General features: G+C 71.1%; 19 protein-coding genes and 2 riboswitches. Of the genes, 8 read left to right on the forward strand and 11 right to left on the reverse strand.

What is annotated here, in order from left to right:
• Positions 1-236 precede the first annotated feature (236 nt).
• Positions 237-623, forward strand: coding sequence for a VOC family protein (locus AB5J87_RS34835; RefSeq protein WP_369382740.1), 387 nt, complete (start codon positions 237-239; stop codon positions 621-623).
• 435 nt (positions 624-1,058) lie between these two features.
• On the opposite strand, the gene AB5J87_RS34840 is transcribed toward AB5J87_RS34835, so the two are convergent.
• On the reverse strand, positions 1,059-1,718 hold the full coding sequence (locus AB5J87_RS34840) for a MerR family transcriptional regulator (protein WP_369382741.1): 660 nt from the start codon (positions 1,716-1,718) through the stop codon (positions 1,059-1,061).
• 483 nt (positions 1,719-2,201) lie between these two features.
• Between AB5J87_RS34840 and AB5J87_RS34845 the strand changes: the two genes are divergently transcribed.
• A complete protein-coding gene (locus AB5J87_RS34845) occupies positions 2,202-2,792 on the forward strand; it encodes an RNA polymerase sigma factor (protein WP_369382742.1) in 591 nt (196 codons plus the stop codon).
• A 16-nt stretch (positions 2,793-2,808) separates the two neighbouring features.
• On the opposite strand, the gene AB5J87_RS34850 is transcribed toward AB5J87_RS34845, so the two are convergent.
• Positions 2,809-2,985: a hypothetical protein gene (locus tag AB5J87_RS34850; RefSeq protein ID WP_369382743.1), complete on the reverse strand. Its 177-nt coding sequence runs from the start codon at positions 2,983-2,985 to the stop codon at positions 2,809-2,811.
• 467 nt (positions 2,986-3,452) lie between these two features.
• Here AB5J87_RS34850 and AB5J87_RS34855 point away from each other — a divergent pair, with 467 nt between their 5' ends.
• The 3 genes from AB5J87_RS34855 to AB5J87_RS34865 all read left to right on the forward strand — a co-directional run bounded on the left by AB5J87_RS34855 (position 3,453) and on the right by AB5J87_RS34865 (position 6,866).
• Positions 3,453-4,598 carry a cytochrome P450 gene (locus tag AB5J87_RS34855; RefSeq protein ID WP_369382744.1) on the forward strand — a complete coding sequence of 382 codons (1,146 nt, stop codon included), beginning with the start codon at positions 3,453-3,455 and terminating at the stop codon, positions 4,596-4,598.
• A 413-nt stretch (positions 4,599-5,011) separates the two neighbouring features.
• Positions 5,012-6,163, forward strand: a complete 1,152-nt coding sequence (locus tag AB5J87_RS34860; RefSeq protein ID WP_369382745.1) for an MFS transporter — start codon at positions 5,012-5,014, stop codon at positions 6,161-6,163.
• 124 nt (positions 6,164-6,287) lie between these two features.
• Positions 6,288-6,866, forward strand: coding sequence for a dienelactone hydrolase family protein (locus AB5J87_RS34865; protein WP_369382746.1), 579 nt, complete (start codon positions 6,288-6,290; stop codon positions 6,864-6,866).
• 135 nt (positions 6,867-7,001) lie between these two features.
• Here AB5J87_RS34865 and AB5J87_RS34870 read toward each other — a convergent pair whose 3' ends face one another.
• The 6 genes from AB5J87_RS34870 to AB5J87_RS34895 form a co-directional block, all read right to left on the reverse strand.
• On the reverse strand, positions 7,002-7,586 hold the full coding sequence (locus AB5J87_RS34870; RefSeq protein WP_369382747.1) for a histidine phosphatase family protein: 585 nt from the start codon (positions 7,584-7,586) through the stop codon (positions 7,002-7,004).
• A 70-nt stretch (positions 7,587-7,656) separates the two neighbouring features.
• Complete coding sequence (locus tag AB5J87_RS34875) at positions 7,657-8,475, reverse strand: ECF transporter S component (RefSeq protein WP_369382748.1); 819 nt, start codon at positions 8,473-8,475, stop codon at positions 7,657-7,659.
• On the reverse strand, positions 8,472-10,127 hold the full coding sequence (locus AB5J87_RS34880; RefSeq protein ID WP_369382749.1) for an ABC transporter ATP-binding protein: 1,656 nt from the start codon (positions 10,125-10,127) through the stop codon (positions 8,472-8,474). Before AB5J87_RS34880 ends, AB5J87_RS34875 begins: the two co-directional genes overlap by 4 nt.
• Entirely contained in the window at positions 10,124-11,308 is a 1,185-nt protein-coding gene (locus AB5J87_RS34885; RefSeq protein ID WP_369382750.1) for an energy-coupling factor transporter transmembrane component T, read from the reverse strand. The genes AB5J87_RS34880 and AB5J87_RS34885 overlap by 4 nt, the downstream gene beginning before the upstream one ends.
• A gap of 4 nt (positions 11,309-11,312) precedes the next feature.
• Positions 11,313-12,248: a hypothetical protein gene (locus AB5J87_RS34890; RefSeq protein WP_369382751.1), complete on the reverse strand. Its 936-nt coding sequence runs from the start codon at positions 12,246-12,248 to the stop codon at positions 11,313-11,315.
• Positions 12,245-14,998: a prenyltransferase/squalene oxidase repeat-containing protein gene (locus tag AB5J87_RS34895; protein WP_369382752.1), complete on the reverse strand. Its 2,754-nt coding sequence runs from the start codon at positions 14,996-14,998 to the stop codon at positions 12,245-12,247. Before AB5J87_RS34895 ends, AB5J87_RS34890 begins: the two co-directional genes overlap by 4 nt.
• Before the next feature lie 132 nt (positions 14,999-15,130).
• A riboswitch (cobalamin riboswitch) is annotated at positions 15,131-15,201 on the reverse strand.
• 131 nt (positions 15,202-15,332) lie between these two features.
• Positions 15,333-15,461: riboswitch (cobalamin riboswitch) on the forward strand.
• Positions 15,462-15,555: 94 nt separating this feature from the next.
• Here AB5J87_RS34895 and AB5J87_RS34900 point away from each other — a divergent pair.
• Positions 15,556-16,968, forward strand: a complete 1,413-nt coding sequence (locus tag AB5J87_RS34900) for a hypothetical protein (protein ID WP_369382753.1) — start codon at positions 15,556-15,558, stop codon at positions 16,966-16,968.
• A gap of 91 nt (positions 16,969-17,059) precedes the next feature.
• On the opposite strand, the gene AB5J87_RS34905 is transcribed toward AB5J87_RS34900, so the two are convergent.
• Positions 17,060-17,500 (reverse strand): VOC family protein, encoded by a 441-nt coding sequence (locus tag AB5J87_RS34905; protein WP_369382754.1) that lies wholly within the window; start codon positions 17,498-17,500, stop codon positions 17,060-17,062.
• A gap of 233 nt (positions 17,501-17,733) precedes the next feature.
• Here AB5J87_RS34905 and AB5J87_RS34910 point away from each other — a divergent pair, with 233 nt between their 5' ends.
• Entirely contained in the window at positions 17,734-18,486 is a 753-nt protein-coding gene (locus tag AB5J87_RS34910) for an alpha/beta fold hydrolase (RefSeq protein ID WP_369382755.1), read from the forward strand.
• Positions 18,487-18,554: 68 nt separating this feature from the next.
• Here the strand turns inward: AB5J87_RS34910 and AB5J87_RS34915 are convergent, their stop codons facing one another.
• A complete protein-coding gene (locus AB5J87_RS34915) occupies positions 18,555-19,316 on the reverse strand; it encodes a MerR family transcriptional regulator (protein ID WP_369382756.1) in 762 nt (253 codons plus the stop codon).
• Between the two features lie 234 nt (positions 19,317-19,550).
• Between AB5J87_RS34915 and AB5J87_RS34920 the strand changes: the two genes are divergently transcribed.
• Positions 19,551-20,666 carry a serine hydrolase domain-containing protein gene (locus AB5J87_RS34920; RefSeq protein ID WP_369382757.1) on the forward strand — a complete coding sequence of 372 codons (1,116 nt, stop codon included), beginning with the start codon at positions 19,551-19,553 and terminating at the stop codon, positions 20,664-20,666.
• A 153-nt stretch (positions 20,667-20,819) separates the two neighbouring features.
• On the opposite strand, the gene AB5J87_RS34925 is transcribed toward AB5J87_RS34920, so the two are convergent.
• Positions 20,820-21,689 carry a geranyl diphosphate 2-C-methyltransferase gene (locus tag AB5J87_RS34925; RefSeq protein WP_369382758.1) on the reverse strand — a complete coding sequence of 290 codons (870 nt, stop codon included), beginning with the start codon at positions 21,687-21,689 and terminating at the stop codon, positions 20,820-20,822.
• Positions 21,690-21,694 lie beyond the last annotated feature (5 nt).

Consider the following 21,694-nt stretch of genomic DNA (forward strand, 5'->3'; position numbering starts at 1 on the left):
CCGGGCGTGGGCCCGCACGGCCAAGGCGTGTGCGGGCCCCTCGCGGTGGTCGCGCGGCGGGCGATACGGCTCACCGGGAGGGCGGAGCCGGGACGTGGGCGGGGCATTCGCCGGCCGCGAGGGCGCGCCTCATCGCGCGGGCGTGCGCGGGGCCCGTAACGTGGTGCGGGCGTCACTCCCATTGCGTACGCCGTGATCAGCTGACTCAGGTCCCCCCTGCGCCGGAGAACACCCCCATGAAGATTCACCTCACCAGCGTCTTCGTCGACGACCAGGAGCACGCGCTCGGCTTCTACACCGAGAAGCTGGGCTTCGTGAAGAAGCACGACATCCCCCTGGGACAGGCCCGGTGGCTGACCGTGGTCTCGCCGGAGGAGCCGGAGGGTACGGAACTCCTGCTGGAGCCGTCCGGCCATCCCGCGGTCCAGCCGTACAAAACGGCGCTGGTCCGGGACGGCATCCCGGTCGCCTCCTTCGCCGTGGACGACGTTCGAGCGGAGTTCGACCGGCTGCGTGGACTCGGGGTGCGCTTCACCCAGGAGCCGCAGGACATGGGCACGGTCACCACCGCGGTCCTCGACGACACCTGCGGCAACCTCATCCAGATCGCGCACGGCGGGTAGGGCCTCGGGGCCTCGGCGGAGGCCAGGGACAAGGCGGAGGGTGCGCCCGCTCGGCTCGCGGTTCGGGGCTCTCGGGTACGGCGCCCGGTGCCCCGGCCGCCTTCGCACACCTGCGCCAAGTGGCCGCAATCCCACCCAAACGCTACCGAGCGCCTGCTTCAACTGACCAATGGCGGGTACACATAACCGCATGACGTTTCTGCTGCTCACCCTGTTGCCCCTGGGCCTCGCCCTGGTGCTTCTTGGCACCAGCACCCCACGCCACCGTGGCCGCCACCGTCACATCGGTACCGGTAATCCATACGAGTAATCCCCACGGGGAGAACAAGCATCCGCAGCGGTGGCGCGGGCTGAGGCGGCGGCTCGGTCCTCGAACGCGGGGCTCCGACCTGCCTCCCGTGCCGCCGTACTGGGGGCTCCCGGGTTCCCTGTCTCCTACTCCGAGCCCTCAAGGTCCACTGCCTGGCCCGCTGGGGCGTAGCGCCGGGCGGCCTCGTGCTCCTGGGCGAGGCGGCGCAGGGTGGCGAGTATCGGCTCCAGGAGCACCGTTTGGACGATGGCCCGCTCGGCCATGTCGATGCGGTTCTCGATCCCGGCGGTTTGGTCCAGATCCAGCCGTGCCGCCGCGTGCGCGAGCTTCGCGTACGGGAGCAGGTCCTTCGCGGTCCATTTGATGCCGAGCCGGGACAGCGCTTTCTGTCCGGCGGCCAGGGACGCGATGCCGGGGGTGTTGCCGACGATCGTCCAGCCTGCGGCTTCGACGAGGGCGTGGGCTTCGGCGTTGAACTCCTCCTCCACGTCCTCGTGGGCCTCGGTGGGGAAGGGGGGCGGCAGGGCGCAGTGCGCCATGCCCAGGCTCTTGAAGAGGGTGACCGGTTCGTCAATGGCCCGCAGGACATTGCCGGTTGCGGCGATGGACAGCCCTCCGACGGCGATGAGCGCGCGGGTCAGGCGGAGCCGGTGCAGGGTGCTCTCGGGGTATTCGGCCTGGTTGCGTGCCGTGTGTGTGCCGGGCGGCAGCAGTCCTTCCCGTAAGTAGTACTTGATCGTTCCGATGGGTACGCCGCTGCGGCGACTCAGTTCGGAGATCTTCATGCAGCTCCTTTGCCTCCGCGTGCGCGTTCCCGGTGCCCCTGGCCGGATTCCCCCTGTGGACGCTCGGGACCCCTCGGTTAAAGTGGAAAGTCGCAGTTTCCACTATTGGGTAGGCACTATATCCGTTCCGGTGACTCTGAGGAGAGTAAATGTTTACGCTTCCTTGAATCACTTCGAGCCGGAAGTGAAGTCCTGCGCCGCGTTCCGATCTTCCGCGAGGCTCCCAGTCGCCTGATCAGGCCACTTACCCAGAGTCCGGGGTGCGTTGAGCGCTCTTGATCGCCGAGGGCTTCGCGAGCTCGTTCGAACGCCTGCCGCCTGGTAACGAATTCAAAGAGCCGAGCCATCGCCGTTCGGGAACCGGAGACCCCGGATCTCCTTGGCGGCTGAATTTGGCAGTATCTGGCATATGGACATGCGGGGGGCTACGGAGAGGAATTCATGGGGGACTCCGATATAGGGAACGGTGGAGGGAAACTCGGGATGCGAACGGCCCAGGCCGACGCCCCGGAGGAGGAGTCGGCCGATCCGGGTCGGCTGATCGACCGCTGTCGAGCGGGAGACGGCGGAGCGTGGGAGCAGTTGATCCATGTGTACAGCCCGGTCGTGTGGACAGTTGCCCGCTCACACGGTCTCAAACAGGCTGACTGCGAGGACGTGTACCAGCTCACCTGGCAGAGGCTGGTCGAGCACATAGACACGCTGAAGCAGCCCGGCAGGGTGGCGGCCTGGCTCGTCACCGTCGCCAAGCGCGAGTCCATCGGCCGGGCCAGGCAGAGCAGATGGACCATCAGCGTCGCCGAGCCGACGGACCTCCTCCGTCCGGCGGACCTGACCGCTCCCGCGCCGGAGGAGTGGGCCATCGCCCGCTCCGACAGCGAGCGGTTGCACGCCGCCATCAGAAGCCTGCCCGCCGAGCACCAGGCCCTCCTGGGCCTGCTCTTCGCCGAGCCACCCCTCAGCTACGACTGCATCGCCGACGCGGTAGGTATGGCCCGGGGGTCGATCGGCCCCACGCGCCGTCGCATCCTGGCCAGGATGAGGGGCGAACTGGCAGGTGAGGGCCGGGACTGAGGTAGGGGACCGACGGTCACTCAAGGAGTTCGGCGCACTGCTCTCCGGACTCCCGCAAACGCTGCTGCACCGCCGCCACGGTCCGGTCCACCGCCGTGGCCGGCGGGTGGCCGATGTCCGCGCGGAGCAGTTCGAGCAGGGCGTCCTCGTCCGACGCCTCCGAACCCTCACCCACCCAGCTTGTGTCACCCATCCTGGACCGCCGCCTCTGTGAGTCTCCGATGCCACCACGATGCCACTCGAATGAGCCGGTGTGATACGTCGAGAACGCCAACTCTACGTCGCGGCGCAGCGATTGAGAGGCCAGTGTGCGTATTGGGCCGGAACCGGCGTAGCGCAGCGAGGAATGGGCGAGCCGGCCCTGCCGCGCCGACGGCCACTCTTCGGGTCCCGCAGGAGGCGGCTGCCGAAAAAAACCGCACCGGATGTATCTGATGCGGCACTCGCTCCTCTGTGTGGGGTGAGCAAGGCGCGCCGTTGCGTTGCCAGTGGGGAGCGAGGGGATGGGGCCGTGAGCGGAAACAGACAGGGACGGTGTGCTCCAGCGTCCGGGACGCGTCAAGTGTGAGGCGTGTCCGGCTTATTGGGGCAGCTGGAACGATCCCCCGCGATGTGTCTTCCCGCCGGGGCCCGCGCGATGACATCTGAAGGGAACGGCACGTGACGGACACGAACATCTTGAGCCTGCTGGAACCGGCCGCCCTGCTCGATCCTCATCCGATATACCGGCGATGGAAAGAGCAGTCCACGGTTCTGTGGGACTCGGACATCGAAGCATGGCTGGTGACCGGCTACGACGAAGCCTTCACCGCACTGCGGGACGTGGAGAACTTCTGCCAGGACTGGCGCCGGATCGGGGTGGACACCCCGCCGTCCCTGCTCAGCCTCCAGACCCTCGACCCGCCGGAGCACACCCGCATCCGCCACTTGATGCTCGAGGGCTTCAAGGCGGCGGACCCGGAGGTTCTGGAGCGCACCGTACAGAACACCCTCGACGAGCTGCTGGCCGCCGTGGAGGGGGAGAAGACCTTCGACTTCGTCTCCAAGGTGGCCGAACCCCTCACCTTGCGGGCCGTCACCCAGTTGCTGGGTGTTCCCCAGCCCGACAAGGACTGGTTCATCCCCTTGTCGAACACCATCGTGGACGGAATGGACTCCAGCCTCCGGCCCGAGTGCTACCAGCCCGGCGTCGAGGCCCGCGCGATTCTCACCGAACTGGCCGGGGAGTGGCTCAAGTCCCCGCTGCCGGACGGATTCGCCGCCCACGTCGTCAAGAGGGCCCCGAGCGCGGGAGTCGACCACGACGTGCTCCTCAACTCCTTGCGCGTCGTGCTGCAAGCCGGCTTCCAGACGGCCAGCCGCTTCCTCGTCACGGGGTTGCTCACGCTGCTCCGCATACCGCCCGAGCGGCGGGTCCCCGTGGACACCGACCAGGCGGTCAACGAGCTCGTCAGGTTCGCCGGACCCGTGCACGTGGAGAGCCGGGCCTGCGTCCAGGACACCGTCCTCGGCGAGCAGAAGATCCGCAAGGGCGAGGTCGTCTCGATGTTCCTCGGTGCGGCGAACAGGGACCCCCGGATGTTCGAGGACCCCGAATCCCTGCGGTGGGACCGGACGCCCAACCGCCACCTCGGTTTCGGCCGCGGCCCGCACGCCTGCCTCGGAGCACAGGTCGCCGTGCAGGTCGCCCGCAGCACCTTCGGGACCATCGGCCGCCGATATCCGGACGCCCGGCTCGTCTCCGAGCCCGTACCGCGTCCCAACGTGACCGAGCACGGGATGTACAGCCTCGAGATTTCGTTCTGAGGAACGGCCCCGCCGCTGCGGGAGACCGCCCCGGAACGAGCCCCGCACAGGTGACAGGAGAGGGGGAAAGGCCATGCGTCACGTCCACTGAACCAGCAGCACGCAGATCCTCAGCCCGTCCTGGTTGTTGGAGAGGAGGAGCCATGCGCCACGTTCACTGAATCCGCGTCGCACGCGAGCACACCGGAGGGATCAACCACCCTCGATGAGGGAACTCGATGGGGGAAGGAGAACCATCATGCGTCACGTCCACTGAATCCGCGGGTAGCGGGAGTCTGAAGTGAGATTCCCGGTGGACCCGGTGGGTCGCTCCCGCCGGGTCCACCAGGATCAACCGGGAAAGGTGAGGGCAGTCTGTGCGGGATTCCGCTGTCCGTACGGCTCCGGCGCCAGGGGTCAGGTCGGTGCTCCGCGTGCCGGGCATGCGTGCCGTGTTCGTCGCGCACGCCGTGTCCATGGTGGGCACGTTGGCCGCCGAGGTGGCCCTGTCGATCCTCATCTTCCAGCGGACCGGCTCCGCCCTGTGGTCGGCGCTGGTCCTCGTCTGCTCGTTCCTTCCCTACGCCGTGGGCGGCACCGTACTGTCGTCACTCGCCGACCGGTTCCGGCCGCGGCGCGTCCTGGTCACCTGCGACCTGCTCAGCGCCGCCTGCATCGCGGCCATGCTGATCCCGGGAATGCCGACGCTCGGCCTGCTGGGACTCCTGCTCGTCACCGGGTTCGTGGCGCCGCTCTTCCAGGGCGCCCGGGCGGCGAGCCTGTCCCACCTGCTGGACGCGGATCTCTTCCCGATCGGCCGTTCGCTGCTGCGGACCATCAGCCAGAGCGCCGTCGTGACCGGATTCGCCGTGGGCAGTGTGCTGGTGGCCGCTGTCGGACCGCTGTGGCTCCTGGCGGTGGACGCGTGCAGTTTCGTGGTCTCCGCCGCACTCATCGGATACCGCACACCGGCCGCCCCCGCCGGCGATCCCGGTGGTGAGCGCACGCTGCGGGCCGTGATGAAGGGCTCGGCGGAAGGGCTGCAGCACATCCGGGCCAACCGGCCGCTGCGCCGACTGATCCTGCTGACCTGGGCCGTGCCCGGCTTCTCGTCCGTGGGCGACGGTCTGGCCGTCGCCTACACCGCCGAAGCGGGCTCGGCGGCCACCGCGGCGGGCTGGCTCTTCACCGGGTACGCCGTGGGCACGGTCATCGGCGAACTCGTGGTGGCGCGGCTGTCCCCCGACGCCCGCCGCCGTCTCATCACGGCTCTGGCCGTCGGCTCCCAGATCCCGCTGACCGGCTTCCTCCTCGGCCCGTCCGTTCCCGTGGCGGCAGCGCTGCTGGCGCTCTCCGGCGCGGGCTTCGCGTGCAACCAGGGCATCGACCCGCTGATCCTGGCGGCGACGGACCCCGGCTACCGGGGCCGCCTGTTCACGGTGCAGACGAGCGGGCTCATGACGGTGCAAGGCGTGGGGGTCGCTCTGTCCGGCGCCCTGGGGACACAGCTGAACCCCGGCGTCGTCATCGGCGCGACCGGGCTTGTGGGGGCGCCGGCCGTCTGGCTCCTGGCCCGTCGGCGGTGACCCGTACCGGTGTCTTCACCGGTTGCCGGGGCCGGCCGGCTGAGCGGATCCGAAGACTGTCAGTGCCCCGATCCATACTGGTTCCGCGGTGCCACCCTGGCAGCGCGGTACGAGGGGGATCGTCATGGCTGAGGTGCTGGTTCTTCATCACGGGCACGGGCTGACCGCGGGCGTACGGGAGTTCGCCGAGCGGCTGCGGGAGGCCGGGCACATCGTCCATGCCCCGGACCTGTTCGAGGGGCGGGTCTTCGAGAAGCTCGAAGAGGGCATCGAGTACGCCGAGCGCACCGGCTTCGAGACGATCACCGCGCGCGGGATCGCCGCCGCCGAGGAGCTGCCCGCGGGGCTCGTGTGCCTGGGGTTCTCGCTCGGCGTCCTGCCGGCGCAGCGGCTGGCCCAGACCTGCGCCGGGGTGAAGGGCGCGCTGCTGCTGGAGGCGTGCCTGCCGGTCTCGGAGTTCGGCGGTTCCTGGCCGCAGGGCGTCCCGGTCCAGGTCCACGGCATGGACGCGGATCCGTTCTTCGCCAGGGAGGGTGATGCGGATGCCGCCCGCGCGTTCGTCGGGGTGGCGACGGATGCCGAGCTCTTTCTCTATCCCGGCGACAGGCATCTGTTCACCGACAGCAGCCTCCCGTCCTACGACGAGCAGGCCGCCAAGCGGGTGGAGCATCGGGTGCTGGAGTTCCTTGAACGCGTCCGATAGCCCGGCTTGCCCGCGGCGAGCTGCCATCTCATGGGGGCTCTGCACGGCGGCGCAGGAATCCCGTCGGCGCGCGGCGCGCACTGTCCGTGGTGTGGGCCACCGCCTCGCGGCCACCGGGGGTGATGTGACGCTGTGTCAGGCGCCTGGCTCCGGCGCGGCCAGCGGCCGTCCGAGCCGGAGGTTCCAGCGCCCGGCCCGGCCGCTGAGGTCCGTCGCCGTCAGTGGCAGCACGTCGAGCCGCCAGAACGCGGTCGCCGGCAGGCCGACGGCATGTACGGCCGCGGCCCGCACGACTTCCGGTTCGACGACGGCGAGGAGGCGGCCATCGGTCTCCTGTGCCCCGTCGAGCCAGCGCCCGACCCGCTCGCACACGTCCCGTACGGACTCGCCGCCGTGCGCCGCCCAGTCGGGGTCGCCGATCCAGCGGCCCACTTCTTCCGGCTCGGCAACCGCCACTTCGTCCAGGGTGCACCCCCGCCAGCGGCCCACGTCCAGCCCTCGCAGCTCGGGCACCTCCACCCCGTCGAGACCGAGCGCCGACGCCGTCTCCCGGCAGCGGACGCTGGGGGACACGCTCACCAGGCTGGACGTGGGCAGCGAGGGGGCCGCCGAGCGGGCGCGGGCCGCACCGGTGGCGTCGATGGAGTCGCCGTCGTAGAAGCGGGCCTGCCGCTGTGAAGGGCTCATGGCGGGCGAGATGAGGGTGACGCGGGTGGTCACGGGTGCTCCTGTCGGCTCGGCTGTCCTGGGGTGAGGAGGCAAGTCTCCCCGGAATGCGGTTCGTCGTTCTCTACGCCCGGCGGGCGCCGTCGCCCTCGGGGGCGAAGCGGACGGGTGCTTGGAAGCGGGCCTTGCGGGCGGCGCGGCGGAAGACCGTGAGGACGGCCGGTCCGGCCAGGCAGATGCAGACGAAGTTGGTGACCGCGCGGCCGGTGTCCCAGCCCAGGGAGGTGGCGAGGTCGAAGGCCAGGTACCGGTGGAACTGCTCGGTGAAGGGCAGGCCGGGCAGGTAGGCGATGGAGCTGTTGGGGTCCAGCGAGAAGGGCCAGAAGGACAGGTTGAGGAGGAAGCCGAAGAGATAGCCGGAGAGCGAGCCGTAGCCGGCCAGCAGGGCGACCTCCCGCCTGCCGGTGGCCCTGGGCAGGAAGCCCGCGAGCATGCCGACGAAGGCGCAGCCGAACATCTGGTAGGGCATCCACGGTCCGACGCCGCCGGTGATGAGGGCGGAGGCGAACAGGGAGGTGCAGCCGAGGGTGAATCCGAAGCCCGGCCCGAAGACCCGGCCGGACAGGACGAGGATGAAGAAGACCGTCTCGATGCCTGCGGTCCCGGCGCCCAGGGGGCGGATGGCGGCGTTGACGGCGGACAGGACGCCCAGCATGGCCAGGGCCTTGGAGTTGATGCCGCCCTCGGAGATCTCCGAGATGACCACCGACAGCACGATCACCAGGAGTACGCCGAAGATCAGCGGAGGCGCGTAGTTCGAGCCGAACTTTCCCGGGGCCACGAGGAACGGCCAGAAGAACGCGACGATCCCGAGGAAGGCGGCCATCGCGATGACGACGGCCGCGCGCGGGCGGATCCGGATGGCGGGGCCGGCGGCGCTCATGAGGCGGTGTCCGTCGCGGTGCCGCGGCCCAGGGCGGCGACTGCCTGGGCGACGGTGAGGTAGGGGAGCGGCGCGAGGATCTTCGCGGTCTGCGGGGCGAAGACCGGGGAGGCGACGATGACTTCCGTGGTGGGTCCGTCGGCCACGATGTCGCCCTCGGCCATGACGACGACCCGGTCGGCGGCGCGGGCCACGAACTCCACGTCGTGGGTGGAGATGACCACGGCCCGGCCCTCGGCGGCGAGGTCGTCGACGATGCGGACGAGCTGTTCCTTGGCCCGGTAGTCCAGGCCGCGGGTGGGCTCGTCCAGGAGCAGGATGTCCGGGGCCGCGGCCAGTTGGATGGCGAGGACGAGGGCGAGCTTCTGGCCCTCCGACAGGTCGCGCGGGTGCGTGGTGTCCGCGATGCCGGGGGCCAGCCGGTCCAGGAGCGCGCGGGCCGTGGTGCCGGTCGCGGTTACGGCCGACTCGGCGTCCGCCTGGTCGAGTTCCTGTTTCACCGTCTCCAGGTACAGCAGGTCGGTGGGGGTCTGCGGGACCAGGCCCACCAGCTTGCGCGCCTGGGTGGCGGGGAGCTTGCGGGGGTCGGCGGTGCCGGTGGGGCCCGTGGGGATGCGCACGGAGCCCGCCGTACGGGGCCCCGAGCCCTGGAGCGCCCACAGCAGGGAGGACTTGCCGGAGCCGTTGCGGCCCATGAGGGCGGTCACCTCGCCGCCGTGCAGGGCCAGGTCGACGGCGCGGACGGCCGGTACGCCGTGGTAGCTCACGGTGACGCCGTGCGCGGTGAGGAGGGTGGGCCGGTCGGCGGCCAGTGGCGGTCGGGCGGGTGCGGGCTCGGTGTCGGCGAGTTCCCCGCGTACCGGAGCTGCGGCGCGGCGGGCGTCGCGGATGGACAGGGGCAGCGGGTCCCAGCCGGCCGCGCGGCCGAGCTCCACGATGGGCGGCGCGATGGACGTCGTGCGGAACACCGTCGCGGGCGGCCCCGAGACGACGCGGCCGTCGCCGGGCAGCTGGATGACGCGGTCGGCGTACTGCACGACGCGTTCCAGGCGGTGTTCGGCCAGCAGGACGGTGACGCCGAGGTCGTGGACGAGGCGGGTGACCGCGGCCAGGACCTCCTCGGCGGCGGTCGGGTCGAGCGCGGAGGTGGGTTCGTCCAGGACGAGGACGCGGGGGTGCGCGGTGAGCACCGAGCCGATGGCGACGCGCTGCTGCTGGCCCCCGGAGAGCTCGTGCAGGGCGCGGTGGCGCAGGTCGGCCAAGCCGAGGAGGTCGAGGGTCTCCTCCACCCGCTTGCGCATGGTGGCCGGGGGAACCGCCAACTGCTCCATGGTGTAGGCGAGTTCCTCCTCGACCGTGTCGGTGACGAAGGAGTCGAGCGGGTCCTGGCCCACCACGCCGACCACGTCGGCCAGTTCGCGCGGCGGGTGCTCGGCGGTGTCGCGGCCGTCGACGGTCACCCGCCCGTAGAGGGTGCCTCCGGTGAAGTGCGGTACGAGGCCGTTGACGGCGCCGAGGAGCGTGGACTTGCCGACGCCGGTGTGGCCGACGACGAGGCACAGTTCGCCCTCCTCGACGGTCAGGTCCACATCGCGCAGGACCGGTCCGTCCGCGTCCTCGTAGTGGACGCTGACCTGGTCGAAGGTGATCACTTGGGTTCCTCGGTGCGCGGTGCGGCGACGGTGGGCCGGGTGGCGGGGGCGGGCGGCGGGGCCAGGAATCCGGCGGCGCCCGCCAGGAGGATGGCCGCGGCGGGCACCAGCGGCAGGGTGGGCCAGCTGAGCGGGTAGATGGACGGGTTGAGCTCGGCGGCGTCGAAGCCGACGTTGGTGAAGAGCAGGACGGCGGAGAGCATCCCGCACCCGGCCACCGCCCACTCGGCGAACTGCCAGGGGTCGGGCCGGTAGCTGGTGCGGGTGATGCGGCGCCCGCCCAGGCGCAGGCCCGCGAAGCACAGCAGGGCGCCCGCGCCCATGGCGGGCAGGCCCAGCAGCCGGGGTGCGGTGGCGTCGAGCAGGCCGTAGGACCCGGCGCACAGGCCGCACATGCCCAGCAGCATCAGGGCACCGGTCAGGCGGCGCGAGCCCCGGGTGGCGGTCCCGGCGCGACCGTAGCCGCGGGAGTCCATGGCGGCGGCCAGCCGCAGCGAGCGCTCCAGGGCGTCTTCGAGTACGGGGACGACGATGCCGCGCAGCGCCCGCAGCCCTTTGGAACGGCTGGCCCGCAGCCGCTTGGCCCGGTGCACGCGCTGCACGCTCTGGACGAGCTGCGGGGCGACGCTGATGGAGACGGTGACGGCGACGCCGAGTTCGTACAGGGCGCCCGGCAGGACGCGCAGGGCCCGTTTGGGGTTGGCGAGGGTGTTGGCGGCGCCGACGCAGCACAGCATGCAGGCCAGGCGCAGCCCGTCGGTGGCGGCGGAGAGCAGCGCCTCCAGGGAGACGGGGCCGCCGAGTTGGATGCCCGCGTACCAGTCGGGGGTGGGGATGTGGGGCAGGGAGAAGAGGAAGTGGTCGCGGGGGGTGATGCCGGTCGCGAAGACGGCGCGGAAGGTGACGCGGATCGCGACGACGCTCAGCGCGAGGTAGAGGTAGTACTTGAAGCCGCGTGCCCAGGGGGCCTCGGTGCGGCGCATGGTGATCACGTAGCCGAGGACCGCGAGGACGAGGAAGAGCAGCAGCGGGTTGTTGGTGCGGCTGACGGCGGTGGCCAGGGCCAGGGCCCAGACCCACCAGGCGACCGGGTGCAGGGTGCGGGGCAGACGGCGTCCGCCCGTGTCCGCGGCGGGCGGGGACACGGGCGGCGAGGCCGCGGCCGTGGTGGTGCGGGACACCAGGCTACTCCGTACGGCGGCGGCGCTTGGCCGCGTACGCGGCGGCGGCGCCGATCAGCAGGACCACGGCCCCGGTGGCGACGGCGGGCAGGTAGGAGCCGGTGTCGTGGGCGGCGTCGGCGGCGGGTTCGGCGTTGAGGACCTTGGTGCCCGAGGCGGAGTTGCCCGCCGCGGTGTTCGGCGTCGGCGCTCCCGAGGTGGCCGGTGAGGCGCTGGGCGAGGCGCTCGCGCTGGGGCTCGGCGAGGCGGTGGGGCTCGGCGGCGTGGAGGCGGTCGGGGCCGGGGCGGCCGGGGGCGGGTTCTCGGGCTTGGGGCCGGTGTTGACGCCCGGCGGCAGCGGAGCGGCCGTGCGGGTGTCCTTGGGGACCGTTTGGCCCCCGCCAGTGGGCCGGGCGTTCTTGGCGCGCAGCTGGTCGGGGGTGACGACGGGGCGGCCCTTGGTGCCCTGGACGTCGGTGCCGCCGAAGATCCACAGGTCCACGCTGCCGGGCTTCGGCTTGTAGAGCATCGCGCCGAGCTGGCTGTACTGCCAGCTGTTCTGGCCCGGGTCGGCGTGCCAGTAGGACCAGTAGGCGGAGGCCGGCGGGGTCAGGACGCAGTCGTCCTGCTGGGAGGTGGGGTACTGCTTGCCGCCCTGGTAGCCGCTGTAGCCGATGCGGCAGATGAAGGCGGGCCCGTCGTGGCCGGTGCCGGTGGTGGCCCAGCCGCCCTGGTTGAGGAGTTCGTAGCCGGTGGTGGGGGTGGTTCCGCAGGAGCGGTAGATGGGTCCGCCCCAGTGGCTGAAGTCCACGGCGAGGACGGCGCCGGAGCTGGTGGTGCACTGGCCCATCGGCTGCGGGGCGGCGCCCGCGGGGGCCGTGGCGGCGGCGAAGGCCGCCACCGTCAGCCCGAGGGCCGCCGCTGTGCGGGCGAGGGCGCGCCCGACCCGGTCGCCGCTCATGCGTCGCTGCCCGGGTTCGGGCGGCGGCGCCTGGCGGCGCGGGTGACGCTCCAGCCGCCGAGGGTGAGCAGCACGGCCGCGCAGGCGAGGGCGCCGGCCTGGGTGCCGGTGGAGGCCAGCGGGCCGGTCCCGGACGAGGTGCCGCCGGTGCTGCCCGTGCCGCCCGCGGCGTCGCCCGGGGTCACGATGGCGGGTGCGCCGGTGCTGCCGGTGGAGGTGCCCGGGGTGGCGCCGGTGGTGGGCAGCGGCTGGGGGCTGGTGCCCTTCAGGTCGCGGGTCAGCAGGCCGAAGGAGATGCCGGTGGCGCCGCCGACGGCCTGCGTGGAGGCGCGGACGTCGGATCCGGGCTGGCCCTCCTTGGCGATCCGGAAGCCGCCGTCGCCGTTCTGCTGGCTCGCCAGGAACGTGCGCGCCTTGGCGATCTGCGTCCGGTACTTGACCGCGTCCAGGGAGAGCCCCTGGACGGCGAGGGCGGCGGAGTTCACGGAGTTGCCGGAGGCGCCGGGGAAGCCGCCGTCCGGCTTCTGCTGGGTGGCCAGCCAGGCGAGGGCCTTGTCGACCGCCTGCCGGGAGTCGGCGTCGGGCAGCAGGGCCACCGCCATGGCGGCCATCGCGGTGGAGTCGACCTCGATGTCGCTGGCCTTGCCGATGAGGCTGGGCCAGGCGCCCGAGGACTGCTGGACGCTCTTGAGGTAGGCGGCCGGGCCGCTCGCGGCGGTCGCGTCGCCCGCGCGGAGCTGGGCGATGACGCCGAGGGACTGGTCGAAGACGGACTTGGCGTTCTGGTAGGCGCCCTTGCCCGCGCAGTACGGGGTGGACGTGGTGTCCTTGGCCCCGCACCGGCCCGCGGCCAGGGCGGAGATGAGGTTCTTCCCGGCGAAGTCGCGCGGGTTGCGTCCGACGGCCTCGGCGAGCAGCGCGGTCTTGCCGATGGAACCGCCGCCGGCGTACTTGGTGCCGATCAGCATGTAGTCGTTGACGGTGCGGCCCTTGCCGTCCTTGCCGCCCTTGTCGAGGAAGTCGACGATGTTGCGCAGGACGGTGTTGTCGCCGCCGGTCGCGGCGAGGGCGAACGCGCCGTCGACGGTCAGGCCGTAGTCCGCGAAGCGGGTGCCGGGGCCGCTCTCGTAGTAGCGGCCCTGGATCAGGCGCGAGGTGTCGGTGAGGTAGGCGACGCCCTTCTTGAGGTCGGGTCCGTCGCCGGGCCGGGGAGTGGTCGGCGGGTCGCTCGCCTTCGTGGTCAGTGCGACCAGGTCGCTCTTGACGGCGGCGACGGTGGCGGGCGAGGTGGCGAACAGGCGCGACGCGGTGTCGTCCTCCTCGAAGCCGAAGCCGCCCTCGGGGAACTGGTGCCGGGAGAGCCAGGAGGTACCGGCGTCCGCGAACGCCGTGTCGCCCAGGGCGCGCAGGGCCTGCGCGGCCCAGGCGGTGGAGGCGGGACTGCCGGTGGTCGAGGTGGCGGAGGAGGGCCAGGCGCCGGTGGCGAGCTGGGTCTTCTTGAGGTAGGCGCGGGCCTTCTGCACGGCGGTGTTGTGGCCGCCCGCGTGCTGGAGGGCGAGGGTGATCAGGCCGGTGGAGTTCGCGTCGCTGTCGCACCAGCCGCCGGAGCGGATGAGGACGGAGGTGAAGCCGCCGTTCTCGCACTGCAGGCCGGTGAGGCGGTTCACGGCGATGGCGGGGAGGGTGGCGCCGCCGTTGGACAGGGCGATGACGGCCATGGCCTGGGCGTCGGACTGCCCGGTCGTGCGGAAGTCGCCCTTGGTGAGGCAGCCGTCGACGGTGTCGCCGTCGCCGATGTCACGCGGGCAGAGGTACTTGAGGAGATCGCCGAGCAGGTCGTGGCCGCCGAAGGCGCGGGGGTCCTTGCCGGTGGCTTCGGCGACCAGGGCGAGGCGGGAGGCGGCGGTGGCGTCGGGAACCGCGTTCTTGCCGGCCGGGTAGGCGTAGGCGTCGGTCTGCTCGGGCTCGGCGAGGAAGTCCGCGGCCTTCTTGGCGGCCGGGCTCTTCGGGTCGGCGCCCGCCAGGGCGAACACGGCCTCGGTGGTGAGGAAGTAGTTGGTGTCCGAGCCGTCCACGACCCGCTTGCCGTCCTTGAGCTGGCTGGTGATCCAGCGGGTGGCGGCCGGGACGTCGACCTTTCCGGCGGGCACCTTGGGCGGCTCGGTGGGGACGGTCGGGTCCGGGGTGATGGCGTCGGCGGAGCGGACGTCGTCGGGGGAGAACGCGGGCCTGCCGGAGGTGCCGCCGACGTCCGTGCCGCCGAACACCCAGGCGTCCACGTCACCCGGCTTGGGCGTGCGGGCCATCGCGCCGAGCGGGCTGTAGGTCCAGCTCTTCTGCCCCAGGGAGGCGATCCAGTACGACCAGTAGGCGGTGGCCTGCGGGGTGAGGACGCAGTCCTCCTTGTCCGGGGTGGGGTACTGCGTACCGGAACCCTTGCCGATGCGGCAGACGAACGCGTCCCCGTCGTGGACCGTGCCGGTGGTGGTGAACCCGCCGGTGCGCAGCAGCTCGTACCCGGTGGTCGGGGTCGTGTCGCAGCCGCGCTCGACCTTGCCGCCGAAGGGGCCGAAATCCACGGCGACGATGGCGCCGGTGGTGGCCGTGCACTTCTCGAGGGGGTCGGCGGAGGCGGGGGAGGTCCCGCTCACGAAGGTCACGCCCGCGGCGACGGTCAGCACCGCCGCCGATACGAGCGACAGGAGCCGTCTGCGCCCCGTGCGCTGCTCTGGTTGCTGTGCGGTCCCCACCACGGCCCCTCGTGTCGGCCGGGCGGACCAGTGCGTGGCAAAGGGGCTTCCGCGGCCCGAGGGGGCCCGGGGAAACCGGTGGCACCACGCCGTAGTCCGCGACGGCGTTTCTCGCTGCAAAACCTGGCTCCAGGCATTCCGACTCGCCCGGACGGTGCCGGGCCCACGGTTGCGGGTCAGTGCCGGATTTCGACCGGCTTCCCCTGGAGCTGAGTGCTTATCAGTCGGAGTGGACCACGTGGATAAAGACAGCGTCAAGGTGGGCTGCGTCTCACCTCGCGGGCCGAACTCCCCACGCGGCAGAATCCGTTCGGCGTGGCTGGCGGACCCCTGATCGCTCGGGTAGCGTCCTGGCCTGCCACATGGGGGAACCTGGTGCGAATCCGGGGCTGACGCGCAGCGGTGTGGAACGGCAGGGGGCCGTTTCCGAGCCCGAATGCCCATATGGCCAGGCAATGCACAAGCCGTACCACGCGTTCGGACGGCCGCTGCCGGGCTCCGGGCGCCGTCCGCGTGAGCCCCGGTCAGGTCGGCGTCCCTCATTCCAGGAGCAGGCCATGTCCCGACCCCGCACCTCCCGCCGTCTGGCGCTCGCACTGCCCGCGGCGCTCGGCGCCCTCGCCCTCACCGCGCTGCCCGCCTTCGCCACGTCCTCGCCCGCACAGATCGCCACCTCCAAGACCAACGGTGTGAACTACCTCAAGTCCCTTCAGGCGGCGGACGGTTCGTACGCCGGCTCCGGACTGTCCAACGAGTGGGCGTTCAGCGCCTTCGCGGCCACCGGCACGGCCGTCGTCGACGTCTACCCGGGGGGCGACACGTCGAAGAACGCCCGGACCGTCTACCGCAACCTGCTGTCCACGGCGGGCTGGCCGCAGGCATCGCCGGTCGTGACCGACTACGAGCGCGGCACGCTCAACGCCTACGCCGCCGGCATCGACCCGGCCCGCGTCTCGGACTCGCGCAATCTCGTCGCGAACGTCTACTCCTACTGGCAGACGGCCGAGGCGGGTTACTTCGGTCCGTCGGGCAACTTCAACGGCACGGTCTTCGCGGCCCTTTCGCTGGGCGGCGCCAAGACCCAGAGCGGCGGCAAGCGCGTGCCGCAGGCGCTCACCGACTCCATGGTCACCCGCATCCGCGCCAACCAGCACGTGGACGGCGGCTGGACCTTCCAGAAGGGCGAGGGCAACCCCACCGTCCTGAACTCCGCGAGCGACGTCGACATGACCGGCGCCGCCATGGCCGCCCTGTGCGTCTCGGGCGTGCCCAGCACCGACACGGGCGTCGTGAAGGCGAAGAACTTCCTCAAGAGCACCCTCGTCTCGGGGACCGGCGCGTTCAACTCCCTGTACGGGGTCAACACCAGCTCCAACGGCTGGGGCGTGGCCGGTCTGAACGCGTGCGGCTTCAACCCGCAGACGGGTGACTTCCTGACGTCCAGCGGCAAGACGCCGGTCGACTTCCTGATAGCCAACCAGTACAACCCGGCGGGCGGCTTCAAGTACCAGCCCTCCGACACCACCCCCTCCGCGTACTCCTCGATCGACGCGCTGCGCGCCGTCGCGGGCGGTGGCTTCACCACGGCTCCGCCGGTGCCGGTGACCCCCGGCGCCCCGCAGTGGGTCGCCCAGCCCACCTTCACTGCCGGTACGGCCACCAAGCTGGCGCTGACCGTCGACGACGGTGCGGGCAGCCTCAAGGTGTGCTCGGTGGCGTTCACCCCGACCGGGACGACCACCACCCTCGGCGATGTGCTGGCCGCCGCCACCAGCGGCGCCAGCCCCTCGGGCTGTGTCACGGGGGTGACCCCGTCGTCGGGCACCGGAACCATCACCGCGGTCAACGGCAAGGCCAACAGCGGCTCGAACACCTGGAAGGTCGGCGTCGACGGCTCGGCCTTCGCCGGGGCCCTGCGGGAGAAGGTCATCAACGTGGGCGACACCATCGCCCTGCGCTGGGGCGTCTGATCGTCGCCTGTCGGTGAGGGCCGCGGCCCGCGGGTTCGCGGCCCTCACCGCTGTGCCGCCGCAGAGCGGCACACACAGGGGCTTGGTGTTGTCAGTGCAGTTCCTGTGCGAGTCCGACGATGATGCCGTCGGGGCCGCGGAGGTAGCAGAGCAGGTAACTGTCCTGGAACTGGGCGATTTTGCCCAGGACTTCGCCGCCATGGGGGCGCAGGCGGGTGACGGTGTCCTGGATGTCGTCCACGGCGAACATGACGCGGTGCGTGCCCGCGATGTTGTGCGGCCGGTTTCCCGGTCCGCCGCTGATGACCGCGGGGCTGAGGTACTTGGCCAGTTCGAGGCGGCTGTGGCCGTCCGGGGTCCTGAGCATCGCGATGTCGCAGCGGACGCCGTCGAGTCCGGTGCACTCGTCGGCGACCGGACCTTCGATCCGTGTCCGGCCCTCCAGTTCCAAACCCAGTTCCGTGAAGAACGCGACGGCGGCGTCCATGTCCTGGACGACAATGCCGACGTTGTCCATCCGCTCGATCGCCATACGGTCTCTCCTTGCTTCCCCAACGGCCCCTTGTGGTCCGCCGATGTACCTGGGACGGAGCCGGTGGCACGATTTCGACATCGGCCTGGACGGTGCGGGGCCGGGTCACACGGACGGGGGGCCGGGGCCGGGTGCGCCCGGCGGCATTCCGCTATGAGCCGATGTTCATGGCAAGGTCGTCACGTACGAAGGGTACCTCCGGGAGAGCGTCCCGTGCCGTTAAGCTCGCCCGCGTGGGCGAAATCGCAGTCGCGCGGGAGGGGCACGGGCCGGAGGTCCTGCTGGTGCACGGCGGTGCCGGCCCGCGGACGACCTGGGGTGCTCTCGCCGCGCTCTCCGAGCGGTGGACCATGGCGTACGTACACCGCCGGGGCTATCCGCCGAGCCCACCGCCCGAAGAACGCCAGGACTTCGAAGTCGATGCCCTGGACCTGGCACCGCTGCTCGTCGGCCGCCCTCACGTGGTCGCGCACTCCTACGGCGTTCTGGGGACGTTGATCGCGACCGCTGCCGATCCGGGCAGCGTGCGCTCGCTGACGTTGATCGAGCCGCCGCTCAACTATCTCGTTCCGGGCGATGCCGAGGTGGCGCGGCTTGAGCGCATCGGCGACGCCGTCCTCACACAGGGGATGGAGGCGGACCCGGCCGAGCTGCGGGAGTTCCTGCGTCTCACGGGCGCGCCGCTGGGCGACGGCCCGATTCCGGAGAAGGTGATCGCAGGTGTGCGGCGGGCGCACGGCGCTCGGCCGACCAGTCAGGCGCGCCCACGGCTGGATGCGATCCGGGAGGCCGGTGTTCCCGTACTCGTCGCCTCGGGAGGTCATGCGGCGGCGCTGGAGCGCATCTGCGACGCACTCGCGGCCGTACTCGCTGCCCGGCGCGGCGTGCACCCGGGCGCCGGTCACTTCGTCGCCGCGGCACCGGGCTTCGCACCACACCTCGAAGCCTTCTGGCGCATGAGCGAGCCACGCGGAGCAGGCACCTAGGCACGCTCGGCGTGCAACGCGAAATTGTGCGGGGCCGCCGCACCCCCGTGGCGGCGGCCCCTGCCCGCTCAGCGCAGCCGGGTCGCGGCGTACGCGTCGATGGCGGCCCGCTGGTACGCGGCCAGGCCCGGCGCGATCGCCTCGTACACCGCGCGCCAGTGCTCGTTCTCCACACAGGTACGTCCGATCGCGCGGTACTCCTCAGCGGTGGCCGCCCGGACCCGGGACAGCGTGCGGTACTGGGCGTCGATCTCGGCCTGCACCGCTTCGGCGTCGGCGGGCAGGCCGGCGGCCAGCAGCTCGGCCAGCCGGATCATCTGCGCCGTGCGCTCGCGCTCGTCGGCCTCGCTCTCGGCCTCGGTCCACGTCGACGTCTGCCGCTCGAAGGCCCCGACCAGTTCCGGGTAGTCGTGCAGGACCTTCATGCAGTGGGCGGGCCGGACGCCCTCGAAGAGGTTCTCCGGCCGGCTGATGGTGATCATGGCTGTGCCGTCCTTCCTGGACTGCTCCAGTTCGGTGATCGTGCGGGCCACGGTGCCGGCGAGGGCGTGGAGCCGGTCGCGTTCGTCGAGCAGCCGACGGTGGTGGCCCCGCAGGGCCTCCAGCTCGTCCACCTGCGAGGCCAGGATCCGGTCGATCTCGGGCAACCCCACGCCCAGTGCCCGCAGTACGAGGATCTGCTGCAGCCGCAGGAGTTGGCGGTCCTCGTAGTAGCGGTGGCCGTTGGCCCCGATCCAGGCCGGTGGCAGCAGGCCGATGTCGTCGTAGTGCCGCAGTGTCCGGGCAGTCACCCCCGACATCCGGGCGACCTCCGCGATCGGCCAGGCCATCGCCGCCTCCCCCACACGTATCTCACCGGGCCGGATTCTCCGGCCCTGCTCAAGACGGTAGAGGCTTCCGCTACGGCAGCTTCAAGCCCGGCCGGCGAAACATCCCGTACCGCAGTCACCGCCACGGCCGGAGCCACCGCCGGGCATTCCGCTCGCCCGTTCTGTCCGGCAAGTCGCCTGACTACAATCCGGCTTGACCTGTGATCTTTTCATTGCAGCCAGGCGAGGAGAACCATGAAGGCCCTCAGAAGACTGAGCATCATCGCCGCGGTGTGCGGCCTCGGACTGACCGCCGGTCTCACCCCGGCCACCGCAGCGGTCCCGGAGGCAGCCGTGGCGCTCAAGGCCGGAGCCGACAGGGGCATAGCCGACGGCTATCCCGGCATCGTCGGCCTGGTGCGCGACGGCAGCCAGACGCAGTACATACAGGCGGGTGTCGGTGACCGCGGCACCCGTACTCCCGCCGATCCCAAGGCGAAGTTCCGCATCGGCAGCAACACCAAGTCCTTCACGGCCGCCACCGTCCTCCTGCTGGAGGCCGACGGCCTGCTCTCCCTCGACGACACCGTGGCGAAGTGGCTGCCGAACGCGGTCAACGCCAACGGCTACGACGGCTCGAAGATCACCGTCCGGCAACTGCTCAACCAGACGTCAAACCTGCCGGACTACACCATGAACATCGACGGATACACCGTCAACCCCAACTGGACGCCGCAGCGGTTGGTCGACGGCGCGCTGCGCAAGCGCCCGCCGAACGCCCAGCCGGGCCAGAAGTGGGAGTACGCCAACACCAACTACGTGCTGGCCGGCATGGTCATCCGTGCGGTGACCGGCAATGAGCCCGCCGCCGAGATGAAGACCCGGATCTTCGACCGCCTCGGCCTCGCCGACACCAGCCTGCCCACCACCGACAACAACATCTACGGCAACTTCCTGCACGGCTACTACCTGGCCGGGCCGGTCATGCTGGACATGACCGTGACCAGCGTCCAGGCCACCCAGACCGCCGGTGCCATCATTTCCACCCTGGACGACCTGGGCACCTTCGAACGCGCCCTCGTCGGCGGCACCCTGCTGCCGCCCGCGCAGCAGGCCGAACTCAAGACCACGGTTCCCACCGGTATCGCGGGCTCCACCTACGGCCTGGGCCTGATGCGCGTCGACACCTCCTGCGGCCGAACCGCCTGGTACCACAATGGTGCCGTCCCCGGTTACTACAGCTTCCACATCACCAGCGACGACGGAAGCAAGCAGGTGGTCGAGGCGAACAACGAGAACCACCTGGTCCAGGGCACCCCTGGCCAGACCCACACCCAGGAGGGCGCACTCAACGCTTTCTGCGCACTCTGAGCTGCCGTCCCCTGGCCGTGCGGGAGATGTGGGACGGTCTGCCGACCACGTGGTGATCCGCGTGAGCGTCCCCTGCCGGGCCGACCGGCCATGGGCCGGTGTGCCCCCGGTCCGGCTGTCTCCCGCACGGCGTCATACAGGCCGCTGGAGCGGTCAGATGCGGTCGGCTGCGATCAGGAGGTACTGGAACGAGCCGTCCCTGTAGGAGTTGATGAACGCCTCCTCGATGCCCGTGGTGAGGGACGAGGTGGCGCGCAGCTCCCAGTAGGGGAGGGTCGCCGGGGTGAGGTCCGTGATGGTCTGGGGGACGAGGCGGTTGTCGGCCATGGCCCGCAGGTATTCGCGGCGCGAGTGGATGTTGCACTCGAAGTGGGCGTTGATCTGGGAGACCCACTTGGAGGGTTGCCCGTAGACCGGGTTCCAGCAGCCGGTGATGGTCACGTACCGGCCGCTGGGGGCGAGGACGCGGGCGTGTTCGGCGAAGAGGTCGTGCAGGTCGACGTACATGCTCGACTCGTTGTTCCAGGAGGCCGCCGCCTGCCCGGTGGCGAAGGGCATGTCGAGCATGTTGCGGACGTGGGCGCGCACCGAGCCCTCGATGCCCAGTTCCTTGGCGCGCTGGTTGGCGAAGTCGGCCTGCTTGGCGGAGAGGGTGACGCCCTCGACCGAGCAGCCGAAGCGTTGATGCGCCATCACCATGGACCCGCCGCGGCCACAACCCGCGTCCACCAGAAGGTCGTTGGACTGGATGTCTCCCAGGTTGTCCAGCAGCAGATCGGCCTGCGCGGACTCCAGGCGGTGCAGCTCCGCGATGAGCTTCGCCTCGCGGTCGCCGTCCGTGGCATCGCCGAGCGCGGATTCGTCGACGGCCCCGATGCCGTAGTGGTGGTGGTAGAGACCGTCCACGTCACCGAGGCGCAGGTTCACCGGCCGTGCCTCGTTGTTCCAGTAGCGGGCGATGTCCCCCTGGTAGGGGGTCGCCGGGCCGGGGATGGTGACGGTGGGAGCGGCGGTGTTGGACAAGATGT

The sequence above is a fragment of the Streptomyces sp. cg36 genome (assembly GCF_041080675.1).
GTDB lineage: Bacteria > Actinomycetota > Actinomycetes > Streptomycetales > Streptomycetaceae > Streptomyces.